Raw genomic sequence first — 15,739 nt, forward strand, 5'->3', positions numbered from 1 at the left:
AGATTGCGCATTGGGGTGGTCGGCTTAGGCAGCATTGCGCAGAAAGCGTGGCTGCCGGTGCTGGGGGCGGCGGAAAGCTGGACGCTGCAGGCGGCCTGGTCGCCGGGTAAAGAGAAGGCGCTACGGATCTGCGAAACCTGGCGGATGCCATACGCTGATTCCCTCGATGCCCTGGCGGCACAGTGCGATGCGGTCTTTGTCCATACCTCGACGGCTTCACATTATGAAGTAGTGAATCACTTACTGAATGCCGGGGTTCATGTTTGTGTGGATAAACCATTGGCGGACAAGCTGAGTGAGGCGGAGACGCTGGTCGAGCTGGCGGCGCGACGTCGACTGACGTTGATGGTCGGTTTCAATCGCCGCTTCGCGCCGCTCTATCGGGAGCTGAAGGGGCGGCTGGGCGAGGCGGCCTCGCTGCGGATGGATAAACACCGTAGCGATAGCGTCGGCAACGATCTGCGCTTTACGCTGCTTGATGACTATCTGCATGTGGTGGATACCGCGCTATGGCTGGCCGACGGTCAGGCGCGTCTGCGCGGCGGCGCGCTGAAGATCACCCCGCAGGGCGAAATGCTCTATGCCGAACATCAGTTCAGTTCGCCCCGGCTGCAGGTCACCACCAGCATGCATCGTCGCGCAGGCAGCCAGCGCGAGTGGGTGCAGGCGGTCACGGATGGCGGGCTATATGCCGTCAGCGAGATGCGCGAATGGCAGGAGGAGTGCGGTCATGGCGTGGTCCAGCGCCCGGTTGCCGGCTGGCAAACCACCCTTGAGCAGCGCGGCTTTGTCGGCTGCGCGCGCCATTTTATCGAATGCGTGCAAAATCAGACAGTTCCTGAAACTGCAGGCGAACAGGCGCTGCTGGCTCAGCGGATCGTTGAGAAACTGTGGCGCGACGCCATTAGCGAATAATCCATTGTAACAACTGACAGTAGTAATTCATGTTGAACCCGGTAGACTATCGCCACTTTCCAGCGCCCGCATTTGCGGGCGTTTTACTCCAGGGTTTGGAATAACAGCGTAATGAACCTTTTAAAATCACTGGCGGCAGTCAGTTCGATGACCATGTTTTCGCGCGTGCTGGGCTTTGCCCGCGATGCGATTGTGGCGCGTATTTTTGGCGCCGGGATGGCGACTGATGCCTTTTTTGTCGCCTTCAAACTGCCTAACCTGCTGCGGCGTATTTTTGCCGAAGGCGCCTTCTCACAGGCGTTTGTGCCGATCCTTGCCGAATATAAAAGCAAGCAGGGCGAAGATGCCACCCGCGTGTTTGTCTCATACGTCTCCGGGCTGCTGACCCTGGCCCTGGCTATCGTTACCGTTATCGGGATGCTGGCGGCGCCGTGGGTAATCACCATTACTGCGCCCGGCTTTGCCGATACCGCCGATAAGTTTGCGCTAACCACCCAGCTGCTGCGTATTACCTTTCCCTATATTTTGCTGATCTCCCTGGCTTCGCTGGTGGGGGCGATCCTCAATACCTGGAACCGCTTCTCGGTGCCGGCCTTTGCGCCGACGTTCCTCAACGTCAGTATGATTGGCTTTGCGCTGTTTGCCGCGCCATATTTCCATCCGCCGGTGCTGGCGCTGGCCTGGGCGGTGACGGTCGGCGGCGTGCTGCAGCTGGCTTACCAGCTGCCGCATCTGAAGAAGATTGGCATGCTGGTCCTGCCGCGAATTAATCTGAAAGATGCCGGCGCGATGCGGGTGGTGAAGCAGATGGGACCGGCGATCCTTGGCGTGTCGGTAAGCCAGATCTCCCTTATCATCAATACCATTTTCGCCTCATTCCTCGTGTCGGGCTCGGTGTCGTGGATGTATTATGCCGACCGCCTGATGGAGTTTCCCTCCGGCGTGCTGGGCGTGGCGCTCGGCACTATCCTGCTGCCATCGCTGTCAAAAAGCTTCGCCAGCGGTAACCATGACGAGTATTGCCGGCTGATGGACTGGGGACTGCGTCTCTGTTTTCTGCTGGCGCTGCCGAGCGCGGTGGCGCTGGGGATCCTCGCCAAACCGCTGACCGTGGCTCTGTTCCAGTACGGCAAATTCAGCGCCTTTGACGCGGCGATGACCCAGCGCGCGCTGGTGGCTTATTCCGTGGGGCTGATGGGCCTTATCGTGGTGAAAGTGCTGGCGCCGGGCTTCTATTCCCGTCAGGACATCAAGACCCCGGTCAAGATTGCTATTATCACCCTGATTATGACCCAGGTAATGAACCTGGCGTTTATCGGCCCGCTGAAGCATGCGGGTCTGTCGCTGTCCATCGGCCTGGCGGCCTGCCTGAACGCCGCGCTGCTCTACTGGCAGCTGCGTAAACAGAAAATTTTCACCCCGCAGCCAGGCTGGTTGGCCTTCCTGCTGCGTCTGATTATTGCAGTGCTGGTTATGGCCGCGGCGCTGCTGGGCGTCATGCATCTCATGCCTGAGTGGTCGCTGGGGACGATGCCGTTCCGTCTGATGCGTTTGCTGGCGGTGGTTATCGCCGGGGTGGTAGCCTATTTCGCCACGCTGCTGGTGCTGGGCTTCCGCGTGAAAGAGTTTGTCCGTCGCACGGCGTAAGCGGTTGTGAGGGTAGAAAAACCCCGCTTCGCCTCAGGCGAAGCGGGGTTTTTTTTATGATGCGCTGCGTTCGGCAGCGAGGATGCGGGCATTCTCCAGCAGGCGGATCGCCAGGGCTAGCGCGCCAGTGATCACTGCCAGCGTGACCACTCCGTTCCAGCCGGCCAGCACGTACAGCTTACTGCCCAGCACCGATCCCAGCGACATCCCGATAAACACCACGGTGAACAGCAGGGCGTTGAGGCGGCCGCGGGCCTGTGGCTCAAGGCCATATACCAGGTTCTGATGCGCCACCAGGCTTGACTGCAGGCCAAGGTCAAAGCCAATCGCCGACAGGGCAATCAGCGCCAACTGAGCGTGCACTGGCAGCAGCGGCAGCACAAACATCAGGGCAAAGGAGAGGGTGACCAGCGCCGCACCCATCTGTGTCACCTTACCGGCGCCAAATTTATCGGCCAGACCGCCGGCAAGCGGCGCGGCCAGCGCCCCGGCGGCCCCGGCGATACCGAAACCGCCCGCTACTGCGCTGCCCATGTGATAGTGTTCGGAGAGCATCACCGCCAGCGTCGACCAGAAGGCGCTAAAGGCGATGGAGAGCGCGCCCTGAGCTAGCGCGGCGCGGCGTAATGCCGGGTAACGCTGCCACAGATGCGCCATCGAGGCCATCAGCTGCGGATAGCTCAGCGTCGAGTGCACAGCGAAGCGCGGCAGGACGCGCCACATTACCAGGCCAATCAGCGCGACGCTGACCGCCGCCGCCTGATACATCACCCGCCAGCCGAATACGGCGCCCACCACGCCGCTGACCGTCCGGGAGAGCAGGATCCCCAGCAGCAGCCCGGTCATCACGGTGCCCACCATTTTTCCCTGCTTGCCCGCCGGGGCGAGGATCGCCGCCGCCGGGACGATATCCTGCGCCATGGTCGCCGCCATACCGATCAGCAGACTGACCACCAGCAGTGAGCTGAGCTGGCCGGTGAGGCTGCACAGGAGCAGCAGGAGCGCCAGCAGCGCGCTTTTCACCAGGATCAGCCGGCGGCGATCGTGGCGGTCGCCGAGCGGGAGCAGGAACAGAATGCCGAGCGCATAACCCGCCTGCGTCAGGGTAGGGACCAGACCCATACCTTCTACAGTCAGGTGGAGATTGGCGCCCATCAACGGCAGCAGCGGCTGCGCGTAGTAAATAGAGGCGACGCTAAAGCCGGCGCCGAGTGCGAGAATGAAGATAATCCAGCCTGCGTCGCGGGTGGAAAGGGAAGTCGGTGTCATGTTCAATGCCTCATAGATGCGATGGGGCTATTTTTCCCTGAACGCGACTGGCGCGGTAGCCGGGCTGGTGGTAAAACGGTTATACGTAGTACGTATAGGCAAAAGGAAAATGAAAAGACAAGAGCGTATAGACCGCATTGAGCTGATGCGCACCTATATCCGCATCGTAGAGGCCGGATCGCTCTCCGCCGCCGCAGGGCAGATGGACACTACCCAGGCGACCGTCAGCCGCCGCCTGCAGTCCCTTGAAGGGCTGCTGGGGGTTAAGCTGATCCTGCGCACCACCCATGCGATGAAGCTCACTGACGATGGCGAACGCTGTTATCGTCACGCCCGTCAGGTGGTGGACGCCTGGCTGGCGCTGGAGGATGACCTGCGTATTGCCGACGATCGGCCGGTGGGCGTTCTGCGAGTGCGGGCGCCCCACGCGTTTGGCCAGCAGCAGCTGCTGGCGCCGCTGGTGGCATTTCTACAGCGCCATCCGCAGCTGTCGGTGGAGTGGATGCTAAACGATAATACCGTCGACTTCCTCAGCGATAATATCGACTGCGCTATTCGCGTGGGGGCGGAGGTGGATCCAGCAACGGTATCCGTACTGCTGGCGGAAGTGCCGCGCTGCGTAGTGGCTTCTCCTGAGCTGCTGGCGAAGTATCCGCCGTTAACCTCGCTGGAGGCGTTATCGGGCCTGCCATGGATCGCCATTAATACCTTTTATCAGCATGAGGTACGGCTCAGGCATCAGGCAAGCGGGCAGATTGTCTCTACAGCGATTACTCCCTGTCTGAGCACTGACAGTCTTTACGTCGCGCGCAACACCGCGCTGGCGGGGCTGGGGGTGGCGATGGTGTCCAGCTGGACGGTCGTGGAGGATATTGCCGCCGGACGGCTGATTGAGCTGTTCCCGCAGTGGCGACCCGCCTCGCTGCCGGTTCATCTGGTTTATCCCTGGGCGCGCTATTACCCGACACGCCTGCGTAAGTTCCTCGACCTGATGCGGGAGATCATGCCGGATCTCGCCGGGATGCAGCGTCCGCAAAGCGCATAAAAAAACCGGCCAAAGGCCGGTTTTTTTATTAAGCACGCTTATTCGACGGGCTGTGGGCGAGTCGGTTCAGCGGCGGCTTTATGGGTCGCGCTATGACCACCGGCGGCGCCTTTACCTTCAAAGGCGAACGGCGGGCGCACCCAGGTGCTGTGACGCGGTGCTTCCGGGACATAGTCCGGAGCTGGCGCACGGGTCATTGGCGCGGTGGCATGGCGATGACCCGCCACTACGACCGGCTTGCTCACCGGGGGCTCGGCTTTGACCGGTTCGGCAGGGGCCGCTTCGATCACTGGCGCTTGCTCCACGGTTTCTGCGGCCGGGGCGATGGTTTCCACTGGCGCTGCAACGACAGGCGTCGTTTCCACCGCTTCAGGTTCTACCACCACCGGCTCGGCGTCGAGCGTCACTGGCGCGATAGCCTGAGGCGCTTCGACAGCCGGTGCTTCGGTGACCGGCTCCTGAGGCGCTGGCTCGACGGCTGCTGGCGCGGCAACTTCCGCAGCATCAACGACCAGCGGCTCGGCGGCCGCTACCGGCTCGACGACTACCGGCTCAGCGGTTGCTGGTTCCATGGTAGCCGGCTCGACGGTGACCGGAGCAGCGGTAACGGTTTCAACGACGGCAACCGGGGCCGCTACGGCCTCGACAGTTTTCGCGACGCTGGCTTCCTGAACCTGAACCTCTTCCGGCTGCTGATCCTGCGGACGAACCACCGGGTAGCGGATCCAGACTTTACCGGAAGCCATCTCCGGCGATGCGCAGGCTACGGTCAGCGGCATAGGCGACTGGGTCGGATAGCGTTCGTCACGATAGCGACGACGACGCTGACCGCTGACGCGCAGGTGACGCGGGGAGCGACGTGAGCGACGCGGCATACCGTTCGCTTCACGGGATTCGCCATTTTCGTCCTGGTCCGCCACGCTCTCCACCCCTGCCGGCAGCTCGGCTTTCACCGGCTCGCTGTGCGGAGCGATAACTTCAGCCACTACGGCTTCTGGCACGATCTCGGCAACTGGCTCGACGACAGCGGACTCAACGCGCACTTTCTGTGCCAGCTGGCGCGGTTTACGACGCGGCAGAGTTTGTACACGCTCTTCCTGCTTCGTCTCCTGCACAACCGGCTCTTCGCGAGTCTGCGCTTTGGCTTCCTGCTGCGCCTGACGTTTGTCGTCATTGCGGCGGCGGGTGCGTTCGCGGCGCGGCTGCTGCTCGTCACGGGATTTCGCTTTCTCCGCGTCGTCGCCTGAGGATTGGCGAACATCACGGGCTTCCACGTTCTGCGACGGCTTCTCGCGACGGTTGCGACGGTTCTCTTCACGCGATTCGCGCGGTTCACGGCCCTCGGCATTGTCCGCACGGGTGTCGCGATTGTCACGGTTATCGCGGTTGTCACGATTGTCGCGGTTATCACGGCGGTCGTTGCGGTCGCGGCGGTTGTTGGCGCGCGGTTTACGACGCTCCTGCTGACGCTCCGGTTTTTCTTCCGCTTTCTTCTCGACCTGAACTTCAGCCGGTTTGGCCTCTTCGGCGCCAGAGAAGATATTCTTCAGCGCGCTGAAGAAGCGTGAGAGCAGGCCAGGCTGCGCCGGTGCGGCGGCCGCGACCGGTGCCGCTGCGGCGACAGGCGCGGCGGCAGGCTCTTCGAGCATCGGGGCTGGCGGCGCATCTGGCATGACAAAAGCGGCCAGGGCCGGCTGTTCCGGACGTTTCCGCTCCGCCGGCTCATCGTCGCCTGGCAGCGCCATCTCTTCTTCATGCAGCTTCGGCAGCAGATAGCTCAGCGTTGAGGTTTCTTCACCTTTGCGCACGCGCAGGACGGAGTAGTGCGGCGTTTGCATTTCGTCGTTTGGCACGATAATAACGCGCACATCGCCCTGACGGGATTCGATAGCGCTCACTGCGGCACGTTTTTCGTTCAGCAGATAGGAGGCGATCGGTACCGGAACAATGGCGTGGACTTCTTTGGTATTCTCTTTCAGCGCTTCTTCTTCGATCAGACGCAGAATAGAGAGCGACAGCGATTCGTTATCACGCACGGTGCCGGTGCCGGAGCAGCGCGGGCAGACGTGGTGGCTGGACTCGCCCAGCGACGGGCTCAGGCGCTGACGGGACATCTCCAGCAGGCCGAAGCGCGAAATATGGCTGATCTGAATGCGCGCCCGGTCCTGACGGACGGCTTCGCGCAGACGATTCTCCACGGCGCGCTGGTGGCGAACCGGGGTCATATCGATGAAGTCGATAACGATCAGGCCGCCGAGGTCGCGCAGACGCAGCTGGCGGGCAATTTCGTCAGCCGCTTCGAGGTTGGTATTGAAGGCTGTCTCTTCGATATCGCCGCCGCGGGTGGCGCGGGCGGAGTTGATATCGATCGCGGTCAGCGCTTCGGTGCTATCGATAACGATAGACCCGCCGGAAGGCAGGCGCACTTCGCGCTGGAAGGCGGACTCAATTTGCGATTCGATCTGATAATGGCTGAACAGCGGGATTTCACCGGTGTACAGTTTGATTTTGCTGCTGAAATCCGGACGACCCAGCGCGGCGATATGCTGGCGCGCCAGCTCAAGCACTTTCGGGTTATCGATCAGGATTTCGCCGATGTCCTGGCGCAGGTAGTCACGGAAGGCGCGGACAATGACGTTGCTTTCCTGGTGGATCAGGAACGGCGCCGGACGGCTTTCCGCGGCTTTCTGAATCGCTTCCCAGTGCTTCAGGCGGAAGCTCAGGTCCCACTGCAGGGCTTCGGCGGATTTGCCGACGCCAGCGGTGCGAACGATCAGGCCCATGCCGTCCGGAAGCTCCAGGCTCGCCAGCGCTTCTTTCAGTTCGGTACGGTCGTCGCCCTCGATACGGCGGGAAATTCCCCCGGCGCGCGGGTTGTTCGGCATCAGTACCAGATAGCTGCCCGCCAGGCTGATAAAGGTGGTGAGCGCAGCGCCTTTGTTGCCGCGTTCTTCTTTATCAATCTGCACGATAACTTCCTGACCTTCCCGCAGTACGTCTTTGATATTAGGACGACCATGCGCATTGTAGTTGGCGGGGAAGTATTCGCGGGCGATTTCTTTGAGGGGGAGGAAACCATGACGCTCGGCGCCGTAATCAACAAACGCGGCTTCAAGGCTGGGTTCAATGCGGGTGATTTTGCCTTTGTAGATGTTCGCTTTTTTCTGTTCGTGCCCGGGGCTTTCGATATCCAGGTCGTACAGGCGCTGCCCATCAACAAGGGCGACGCGCAACTCTTCCTGCTGAGTTGCGTTGATTAACATTCTTTTCATCGTAACTTACTCATTATTCTTACATTGACGACTAAGCTGCGGGCAGAGTAATGCCTTTCCGGGGGAAAACCGATGGCCTCGTGTCTGGTTCACGTCGCCAACCTCACGGTTGTCGCGCGCTTAAGAGGCGCAGAGTGTCGGTCGCCTGTGTTTCAAACGGAAACACAGCGCAATTATTCAGGGGAACAGCCTGGGATGTATCACCAGAGAATATTCCATTTATACTCGTCGTCTTTCGCGTTGCAGGCATGGTGGCTTAACCTGCTCACCTCGATCTGGCGATCCAGATGAGCTCCCGGGAGTCCCGGAGTTGACGCCTTCCTGCGACTTGAAATCCATAGAGCCTGTACCGGTAAGGACTGCAACCCGCAGCCCGCTAACTGTCTGAAAGATCACAACGTCTTACGCCATTGCTGCGTGGGCGATCGGTCAGACAAAATTGGTCATTCCGCTAATGTCTTGTTCTAACAAGATGCAATACGGAAAACGGTCTCATTATTCCATTGCTAACCTTGTTATAGCAAGTTGACTTTCACCTTTTATCACCCGGTTACTCACAGTTTTATCACCTGCCCATACAGATTGTTCTAATAACAAACAAAATGGCGGTCAGGTAAACCGTGAAAACAGGATAATGATAAATATAAGCATATAAAAATGAGTGGCGCTAATGCGTCCGGCTATTTAGAATCGCGCACCATGAAAACTGAGACCCCAACCGTAAAAATGGTTGCCATTGCTGCTGATGAAGCGGGGCAACGTATCGACAACTTTTTGCGTACGCAATTGAAAGGCGTACCGAAGAGCATGATTTATCGCATCCTGCGTAAAGGCGAGGTGCGGGTAAACAAAAAGCGCGTGAAGCCGGAGTATAAGCTGGAAGCGGGCGATGAAGTCCGTATCCCGCCGGTACGCGTGGCGGAGCGTGAAGAAGAGGCGGTATCGCCGCACCTGCAGAAAGTGGCCGCGCTCTCTGAGGTGATCCTCTATGAAGACGATCATATTCTGGTGCTCAATAAGCCTTCTGGTACTGCGGTACACGGCGGCAGCGGCCTGAGCTTCGGCGTGATTGAAGGGCTCCGTGCCCTGCGCCCGGAGGCGCGCTTCCTTGAGCTGGTGCATCGTCTCGACCGGGATACCTCCGGCGTGCTGCTGGTGGCGAAAAAGCGCTCAGCGCTGCGTTCGCTGCACGAGCAACTGCGCGATAAAGGCATGCAGAAAGATTATCTGGCGCTGGTGCGCGGCCAGTGGCAGTCGCATACCAAAGTGGTCCAGGCCCCGCTGTTGAAGAATATTCTGCAGAGCGGGGAGCGCATCGTTCGCGTGAGTCAGGAAGGCAAGCCGTCGGAGACGCGCTTTAAAGTGGAAGAGCGTTACGAATTCGCCACGCTGGTGCGCTGCAGCCCGGTCACCGGCCGCACGCATCAGATCCGCGTTCATACCCAGTATGCCGGCCATCCTATCGCTTTTGACGACCGCTATGGCGACCGCGAGTTCGACAAGCAGCTGTCCGCTACCGGCTTAAACCGCCTGTTCCTGCACGCGGCGGCGCTGAAGTTTACCCACCCGGGGAGCGGGGAGGTGATGCGCGTTGAGGCGCCGCTGGACAACCAGCTGAAGCACTGTTTACAGGTGCTACGGAAGAGCAAATAAGCGCAACGGCGGAATCAGTTCCGCCGTTTTTTTGCCTCAGCCTAACAGCGGGTTGTAGTTTTCACGGCGCAACATCTGACAGAGCGCGATTAAGGGTAAACCGACCAGGGTGTTCGGGTCGCGGCCTTCCAGCCGTTCGAACAGCGTAATGCCCAATCCTTCGCTCTTGAAACTCCCGGCGCACTGCAGCGGGTTCTCTTTGCGCACATAGCCTTCTATCTCTTTATCACTGAGATGGCGAAAGTGAACGTCAAAGGGTTCGCATTCGGTTTGCAGATGGCCGCTGGCAGAGTTGTACAGCGCCAGTCCGGTATAAAAGGTAATGATTGACCCGCTGGCCTTTCTTAACTGCCTGCGGGCATTTTCCTCGGTGTGCGGTTTGCCGGTGATTTCACCGTCCAGTACGCAAACCTGATCGGAGCCTATAATAAGGTGATTAGGGAAGCGTGTGGCCAGACTTTGCGCTTTGGCCTGCGCCAGTCGGGTGACAAGCTGACGTGCGGATTCATCAGGCCGGGGCGTTTCGTCTACGTCAGGCGCGGCACATTCAAACGGTAAACCCAGTTTTTCCAGCAGCATGCGCCGCCAGGGAGAGGTTGACGCGAGGATAAGATCAGACATATTTTTTCATCCACATATAGCGCTTCGCAGAGCATCATCTTAAACTATGCGCCGCAATGTGTGCGAATAAATGGCAAAAGGCAACCTGAGGCTGCCTTTTTCTTTGACTCTATGACATTACAAAGTTAATATGCGCGCCCTATGCAAAAGGTAAAATTACCCCTGACTCTTGATCCGGTACGCACGGCTCAAAAACGCCTTGATTACGAAGGCATCTATGCCCGCGATCAGGTTGAACGTGTAACCGATTCTGTAGTCAGCGTGGACAGCGATGTGGAATGCAGCATGTCGTTCGCTATCGATAACCAGCGTCTCGCCGTTATTACTGGCGATGCAAAGGTAACGGTAACTCTCGAATGCCAGCGTTGCGGGAAACCGTTCTCCCATCACGTCCACACCACGTATTGTTTTAGCCCCGTCAGAAATGACGAACAGGCCGAAGCACTACCGGAAGCGTATGAGCCGATTGAGGTTAACGAATTCGGTGAAATCGACCTGCAGGCAATGGTCGAGGATGAAATTATCCTCTCCCTGCCCGTAGTTCCGGTGCATGATTCTGAACACTGTGAAGTGTCCGACGCGGACATGGTCTTTGGCGAACTGCCTGAAGAGGCACAAAAACCAAACCCATTTGCCGTATTAGCCAGCTTAAAGCGTAAGTAATTGAGGAGTAAGGTCCATGGCCGTACAACAGAATAAACCAACCCGTTCCAAACGTGGCATGCGTCGTTCCCATGACGCGCTGACCGCAGTCACCAGCCTGTCTGTAGACAAAACTTCTGGTGAGAAACACCTGCGTCACCACATCACTGCCGACGGTTTCTACCGCGGTCGCAAGGTTATCGCTAAGTAATCACGCGATACTCGCAGGATTTCCCGTTGCAGGCCATGGCGGGCGTGTGCGTCCCTGGAAACTCGGTTAACCCGGTCGCTGGGGGCATTTATGCCCGGATTGTTGCGTCTGCAGCGTGAATATTCGCGGGTGCCAGCGTGATGAAGCTTAGTGAGGACTCCCCGGGCAACTGGGGAATCACCGAACCGGGCAGCGACGATACCTTGACACGTCTAACCCTGGCGTTAGATGTCATGGGGGGCGATTTCGGCCCATCCGTGACGGTGCCTGCAGCACTGCAGGCACTGAACTCTAATTCGCAACTCACACTTCTTTTAGTCGGCGATCCCGACGCCATCACGCCATTACTCGCCAAAGCTGACTTCGAACAACGTTCGCGTCTGCAGATTATTCCTGCGCAGTCAGTTATTGCCAGTGATGCGCGACCCGCGCAGGCTATCCGCAGCAGTCGCGGAAGCTCAATGCGCGTGGCGCTGGAGCTTGTGAAAGAAGGGCGGGCGCAAGCCTGCGTCAGCGCTGGCAACACCGGCGCGCTGATGGGTCTGGCGAAACTGCTGCTCAAACCGATCGAAGGTATTGAGCGGCCGGCGCTGGTGACGGTTTTACCGCACCAGCAGAAGGGCAAAACCGTGGTGCTGGATCTCGGCGCCAACGTCGATTGCGACAGCACGATGCTGGTGCAGTTCGCGGTAATGGGCGCGGTGCTGGCGGAAGAAGTGGTCGGCATTGCCAACCCCCGCGTCGCTTTGTTGAACATCGGCGAAGAAGAGATGAAAGGCCTCGGCAGCATCCGCGATGCTGCCGCAGTGCTCAAAACGCTGCCTTCCCTCAACTACATCGGCTATCTTGAAGCCAATGAACTGTTGACCGGAAAAACCGATGTGCTGGTTTGTGATGGATTCACGGGCAACGTCACATTAAAAACCATGGAAGGTGTTGTCAGAATGTTCCTTTCACTGCTGAAATCTCAGGGAGAGGGCAAAAAACGGTCGTGGTGGCTGCTGTTACTAAAACGTTGGTTACAAAAAAGCCTGGCGAGGCGATTCAGTCACCTCAACCCCGACCAGTATAATGGCGCCTGTCTGTTAGGATTGCGCGGTTCCGTGATCAAGAGTCATGGTGCTGCCAATCAACGCGCCTTTAGCGTCGCGATAGAGCAGGCAGTGCAGGCGGTGCAGCGGCAGATCCCTCAGCGGATCGCCGCGCGCCTGGAATCTTTATACCCAGCTGGTTTCGAGCTGCCGGAAAGCGACAGTGACGTGAACGCCCGACAGCAAAGCGGGACGAATGGCCACGATTGACGCCGCGGCGGTTGAACGAGGCGGGTATATCACCCAAGAGTGACTGAGCGTACATGTATACGAAGATTATTGGTACCGGCAGCTATCTGCCCGAGCAAGTGCGTACAAACGCCGACCTGGAAAAAATGGTAGAAACCTCTGACGAGTGGATTGTCACCCGCACAGGTATCCGTGAGCGTCGTATTGCCGCAGCGCATGAAACAGTTGCTACGATGGGCTTTGAAGCCGCAAAGCAGGCGCTGGCGATGGCGGGCGTGTCCGCGGAGCAAATTGGTCTGATTATCGTTGCGACCACCTCCGGCACGCACGCGTTTCCGAGTTCTGCATGCCAGATCCAGTCAATGCTGGGCGTTAAGGGTTGCCCGGCGTTTGATGTCGCCGCCGCCTGCGCCGGTTTCACCTATGCGCTAAGCGTCGCCGATCAGTATGTGAAGAACGGCGCGGTAGATTATGCGCTGGTTGTTGGCGCCGATGTGCTGGCGCGCACCTGCGATCCGGCGGATCGCGGAACGATTATTATTTTCGGCGACGGCGCCGGCGCGGTTGTGCTGGGCGCCTCCGAAGAGCCGGGCATTATTTCGACGCATCTGCATGCCGACGGCAGCTATGGCGAACTGCTGACCCTGCCGAACGCCGATCGCGTCGATCCGGAAAACCCGATCTATCTGACGATGGCCGGCAACGAAGTCTTCAAAGTGGCGGTCACCGAGCTGGCGCACATCGTTGATGAGACGCTGGCAGCGAATAATCTTGAACGTTCAGCGCTGGACTGGCTGGTGCCGCATCAGGCTAACCTGCGTATTATCAGCGCGACGGCGAAGAAACTGGGTATGTCGATGGATAACGTCGTTGTGACCCTCGACCGCCATGGCAACACCTCCGCGGCGTCAGTCCCTTGCGCGCTGGATGAGGCCGTCCGCGATGGCCGTATTCAGCGCGGTCAGCTGATTTTGCTGGAAGCCTTTGGTGGCGGTTTCACCTGGGGTTCCGCGCTGGTTCGTTTTTAGTATAAGGATTTAAACATGACGCAATTCGCATTTGTGTTCCCGGGGCAGGGCTCTCAGGCCGTAGGCATGCTGGCCGAAATGGCTGCCGCCTGGCCGGTCATTGAAGAGACCTTCGGTGAAGCTTCCGCAGCGTTGGGTTACGATCTGTGGGCGCTGACGCAACAGGGCCCGGCAGAAGAACTGAATAAGACCTGGCAGACTCAACCGGCGCTGCTCGCCGCCTCCGTGGCGCTGTACCGCGTCTGGCAACAGCAGGGCGGCAAAGCGCCAGCGCTGCTGGCGGGTCACAGCCTCGGCGAATACTCCGCGCTGGTATGCGCGGGCGTTATCGGTTTCGCTGATGCCGTTCGCCTGGTTGAGCTGCGTGGTAAATTCATGCAGGAAGCCGTACCGGAAGGTACCGGCGCCATGTCCGCGATTATCGGTCTGGACGACGCCGCTATCGCCAAAGCCTGTGAAGAGTCTGCCGAAGGGCAGGTGGTCTCTCCGGTGAACTACAATTCTCCGGGCCAGGTGGTTATCGCCGGGCACAAAGAGGCCGTTGAACGCGCTGGCGCCGCCTGTAAAGCCGCCGGCGCCAAACGCGCGTTGCCGCTGCCGGTGAGCGTGCCGTCCCACTGCGCGCTGATGAAGCCAGCCGCAGAAAAACTGGCGGTAGAGCTGCAGAAGATCACCTTCAACGCGCCGACGATTCCGGTGGTGAATAACGTCGACGTGAAGTGCGAAACCGCGCCGGACGCCATTCGCGACGCGCTGGTGCGCCAGCTGTACAGCCCGGTGCAGTGGACCAAAACCGTTGAGTTTATGGCTGCCGAGGGCGTATCGCATCTGTATGAGGTTGGCCCGGGTAAAGTCCTCACCGGCCTGACCAAACGTATTGTTGACACCCTGACCGCTTCCGCGCTTAACGAGCCGGCGGCGATGTCTGCGGCGCTTGAGCAATAAAAGAGGAAAACCATGAGTTTTGAAGGAAAAATCGCGCTGGTTACCGGTGCAAGCCGCGGTATTGGCCGTGCCATCGCTGAAACGCTCGTCGCCCGTGGCGCGAAAGTTATCGGTACTGCGACCAGCGAAAGCGGCGCGCAGGCGATCAGCGACTATTTAGGCGCCAATGGTAAAGGTCTGATGTTGAATGTGACCGACCCGGCATCTATTGAATCTGTTCTGGAAAATGTGCGCGCAGAGTTTGGCGAAGTGGATATCCTGGTGAATAATGCCGGGATCACTCGCGACAATCTGTTAATGCGCATGAAAGATGACGAGTGGAACGATATTATCGAAACCAACCTGTCATCGGTTTTCCGTCTGTCAAAAGCGGTAATGCGCGCTATGATGAAAAAGCGTCATGGACGTATTATCACTATCGGTTCTGTGGTTGGTACCATGGGAAATGCGGGTCAGGCCAACTACGCCGCGGCGAAAGCGGGTCTGATCGGCTTCAGTAAATCACTGGCGCGTGAAGTTGCGTCCCGCGGTATTACTGTAAACGTTGTTGCTCCGGGCTTTATTGAAACGGACATGACGCGTGCGCTGACCGATGAGCAGCGTGCGGGTACGCTGGCGGCAGTTCCTGCGGGGCGCCTTGGCACCCCAAATGAAATCGCCAGCGCGGTTGCATTTTTAGCCTCTGACGAAGCAAGTTACATCACTGGTGAAACGCTGCACGTCAACGGCGGAATGTACATGGTCTGACCGAGATTTGTGCAAAACGTTCAGGAACCGCGCACTTCGCACGGTTCTCTGTGCGGTTTTGTGCGAAAAGATTTGCGTTCTTAGGGCAAACGGCCTCAAAATAGCGCAAAATCGTGGTAAGACCTGCCGGGATTTAGTTGCAAATTTTTCAACATTTTATACACTACGAAAACCATCGCGAAAGCGAGTTTTGATAGGAAATTTAAGAGTATGAGCACTATCGAAGAACGCGTTAAGAAAATTATCGGCGAGCAGCTGGGCGTTAAGCAGGAAGAAGTTACCAACAATGCTTCCTTCGTTGAAGACCTGGGCGCTGATTCTCTTGACACCGTTGAGCTGGTAATGGCTCTGGAAGAAGAGTTTGATACTGAGATTCCGGACGAAGAAGCTGAGAAAATCACCACCGTTCAGGCTGCCATTGATTACATCAACGGCCACCAGGCGTAAGTGAACATCTCCAGGCG

14 protein-coding genes are annotated in these 15,739 nt (G+C 58.6%); 11 read left to right on the plus strand and 3 right to left on the minus strand.

The features are described from left to right. The first annotated feature begins 3 nt into the window (after positions 1 to 3). Positions 4 to 915, plus strand: a complete 912-nt coding sequence (locus DR88_RS17155) for a Gfo/Idh/MocA family protein (RefSeq protein WP_004140718.1) — start codon at positions 4 to 6, stop codon at positions 913 to 915. A 111-nt stretch (positions 916 to 1,026) separates the two neighbouring features. Next, on the plus strand, positions 1,027 to 2,562 hold the full coding sequence (murJ, locus tag DR88_RS17150) for a murein biosynthesis integral membrane protein MurJ (RefSeq protein WP_002899104.1): 1,536 nt from the start codon (positions 1,027 to 1,029) through the stop codon (positions 2,560 to 2,562). A gap of 54 nt (positions 2,563 to 2,616) precedes the next feature. Here murJ and DR88_RS17145 read toward each other — a convergent pair whose 3' ends face one another. Continuing rightward, positions 2,617 to 3,831 carry an MFS transporter gene (locus tag DR88_RS17145; protein ID WP_004147923.1) on the minus strand — a complete coding sequence of 405 codons (1,215 nt, stop codon included), beginning with the start codon at positions 3,829 to 3,831 and terminating at the stop codon, positions 2,617 to 2,619. A gap of 16 nt (positions 3,832 to 3,847) precedes the next feature. Here DR88_RS17145 and DR88_RS17140 point away from each other — a divergent pair, with 16 nt between their 5' ends. Then, the gene (locus tag DR88_RS17140) at positions 3,848 to 4,876 is read left to right on the plus strand and encodes a LysR family transcriptional regulator (RefSeq protein ID WP_004147924.1); all 1,029 of its coding nucleotides are present in this window, start codon (positions 3,848 to 3,850) and stop codon (positions 4,874 to 4,876) included. A gap of 38 nt (positions 4,877 to 4,914) precedes the next feature. Here DR88_RS17140 and rne read toward each other — a convergent pair whose 3' ends face one another. Then, a complete protein-coding gene (gene rne / locus DR88_RS17135) occupies positions 4,915 to 8,148 on the minus strand; it encodes a ribonuclease E (RefSeq protein WP_025860856.1) in 3,234 nt (1,077 codons plus the stop codon). Positions 8,149 to 8,847: 699 nt separating this feature from the next. Here rne and rluC point away from each other — a divergent pair. Then, positions 8,848 to 9,801: a 23S rRNA pseudouridine(955/2504/2580) synthase RluC gene (rluC, locus tag DR88_RS17130; protein ID WP_002899271.1), complete on the plus strand. Its 954-nt coding sequence runs from the start codon at positions 8,848 to 8,850 to the stop codon at positions 9,799 to 9,801. A 36-nt stretch (positions 9,802 to 9,837) separates the two neighbouring features. Here the strand turns inward: rluC and DR88_RS17125 are convergent, their stop codons facing one another. Further along, on the minus strand, positions 9,838 to 10,422 hold the full coding sequence (locus DR88_RS17125) for a Maf family protein (protein WP_002899273.1): 585 nt from the start codon (positions 10,420 to 10,422) through the stop codon (positions 9,838 to 9,840). 141 nt (positions 10,423 to 10,563) lie between these two features. Between DR88_RS17125 and yceD the strand changes: the two genes are divergently transcribed. From yceD to acpP, 7 genes are all read left to right on the plus strand, one after another. Next, entirely contained in the window at positions 10,564 to 11,085 is a 522-nt protein-coding gene (gene yceD, locus DR88_RS17120; RefSeq protein WP_002899276.1) for a 23S rRNA accumulation protein YceD, read from the plus strand. Between the two features lie 16 nt (positions 11,086 to 11,101). Continuing rightward, positions 11,102 to 11,275 (plus strand): 50S ribosomal protein L32, encoded by a 174-nt coding sequence (gene rpmF, locus DR88_RS17115; protein ID WP_000290724.1) that lies wholly within the window; start codon positions 11,102 to 11,104, stop codon positions 11,273 to 11,275. A 203-nt stretch (positions 11,276 to 11,478) separates the two neighbouring features. Continuing rightward, the gene (gene plsX / locus DR88_RS17110; protein ID WP_004224085.1) at positions 11,479 to 12,576 is read left to right on the plus strand and encodes a phosphate acyltransferase PlsX; all 1,098 of its coding nucleotides are present in this window, start codon (positions 11,479 to 11,481) and stop codon (positions 12,574 to 12,576) included. Between the two features lie 53 nt (positions 12,577 to 12,629). Further along, positions 12,630 to 13,583 carry a beta-ketoacyl-ACP synthase III gene (locus DR88_RS17105; RefSeq protein ID WP_002899288.1) on the plus strand — a complete coding sequence of 318 codons (954 nt, stop codon included), beginning with the start codon at positions 12,630 to 12,632 and terminating at the stop codon, positions 13,581 to 13,583. 15 nt (positions 13,584 to 13,598) lie between these two features. Next, positions 13,599 to 14,528: an ACP S-malonyltransferase gene (gene fabD / locus DR88_RS17100; RefSeq protein WP_002899289.1), complete on the plus strand. Its 930-nt coding sequence runs from the start codon at positions 13,599 to 13,601 to the stop codon at positions 14,526 to 14,528. 12 nt (positions 14,529 to 14,540) lie between these two features. Next, positions 14,541 to 15,275, plus strand: coding sequence for a 3-oxoacyl-ACP reductase FabG (gene fabG / locus DR88_RS17095; protein ID WP_002899294.1), 735 nt, complete (start codon positions 14,541 to 14,543; stop codon positions 15,273 to 15,275). 210 nt (positions 15,276 to 15,485) lie between these two features. Continuing rightward, complete coding sequence (gene acpP, locus DR88_RS17090) at positions 15,486 to 15,722, plus strand: acyl carrier protein (protein ID WP_000103754.1); 237 nt, start codon at positions 15,486 to 15,488, stop codon at positions 15,720 to 15,722. Positions 15,723 to 15,739: the final 17 nt, after the last annotated feature.

It is taken from the genome of Klebsiella pneumoniae, assembly GCF_000742135.1.
In the GTDB taxonomy this organism is placed as follows: domain Bacteria; phylum Pseudomonadota; class Gammaproteobacteria; order Enterobacterales; family Enterobacteriaceae; genus Klebsiella; species Klebsiella pneumoniae.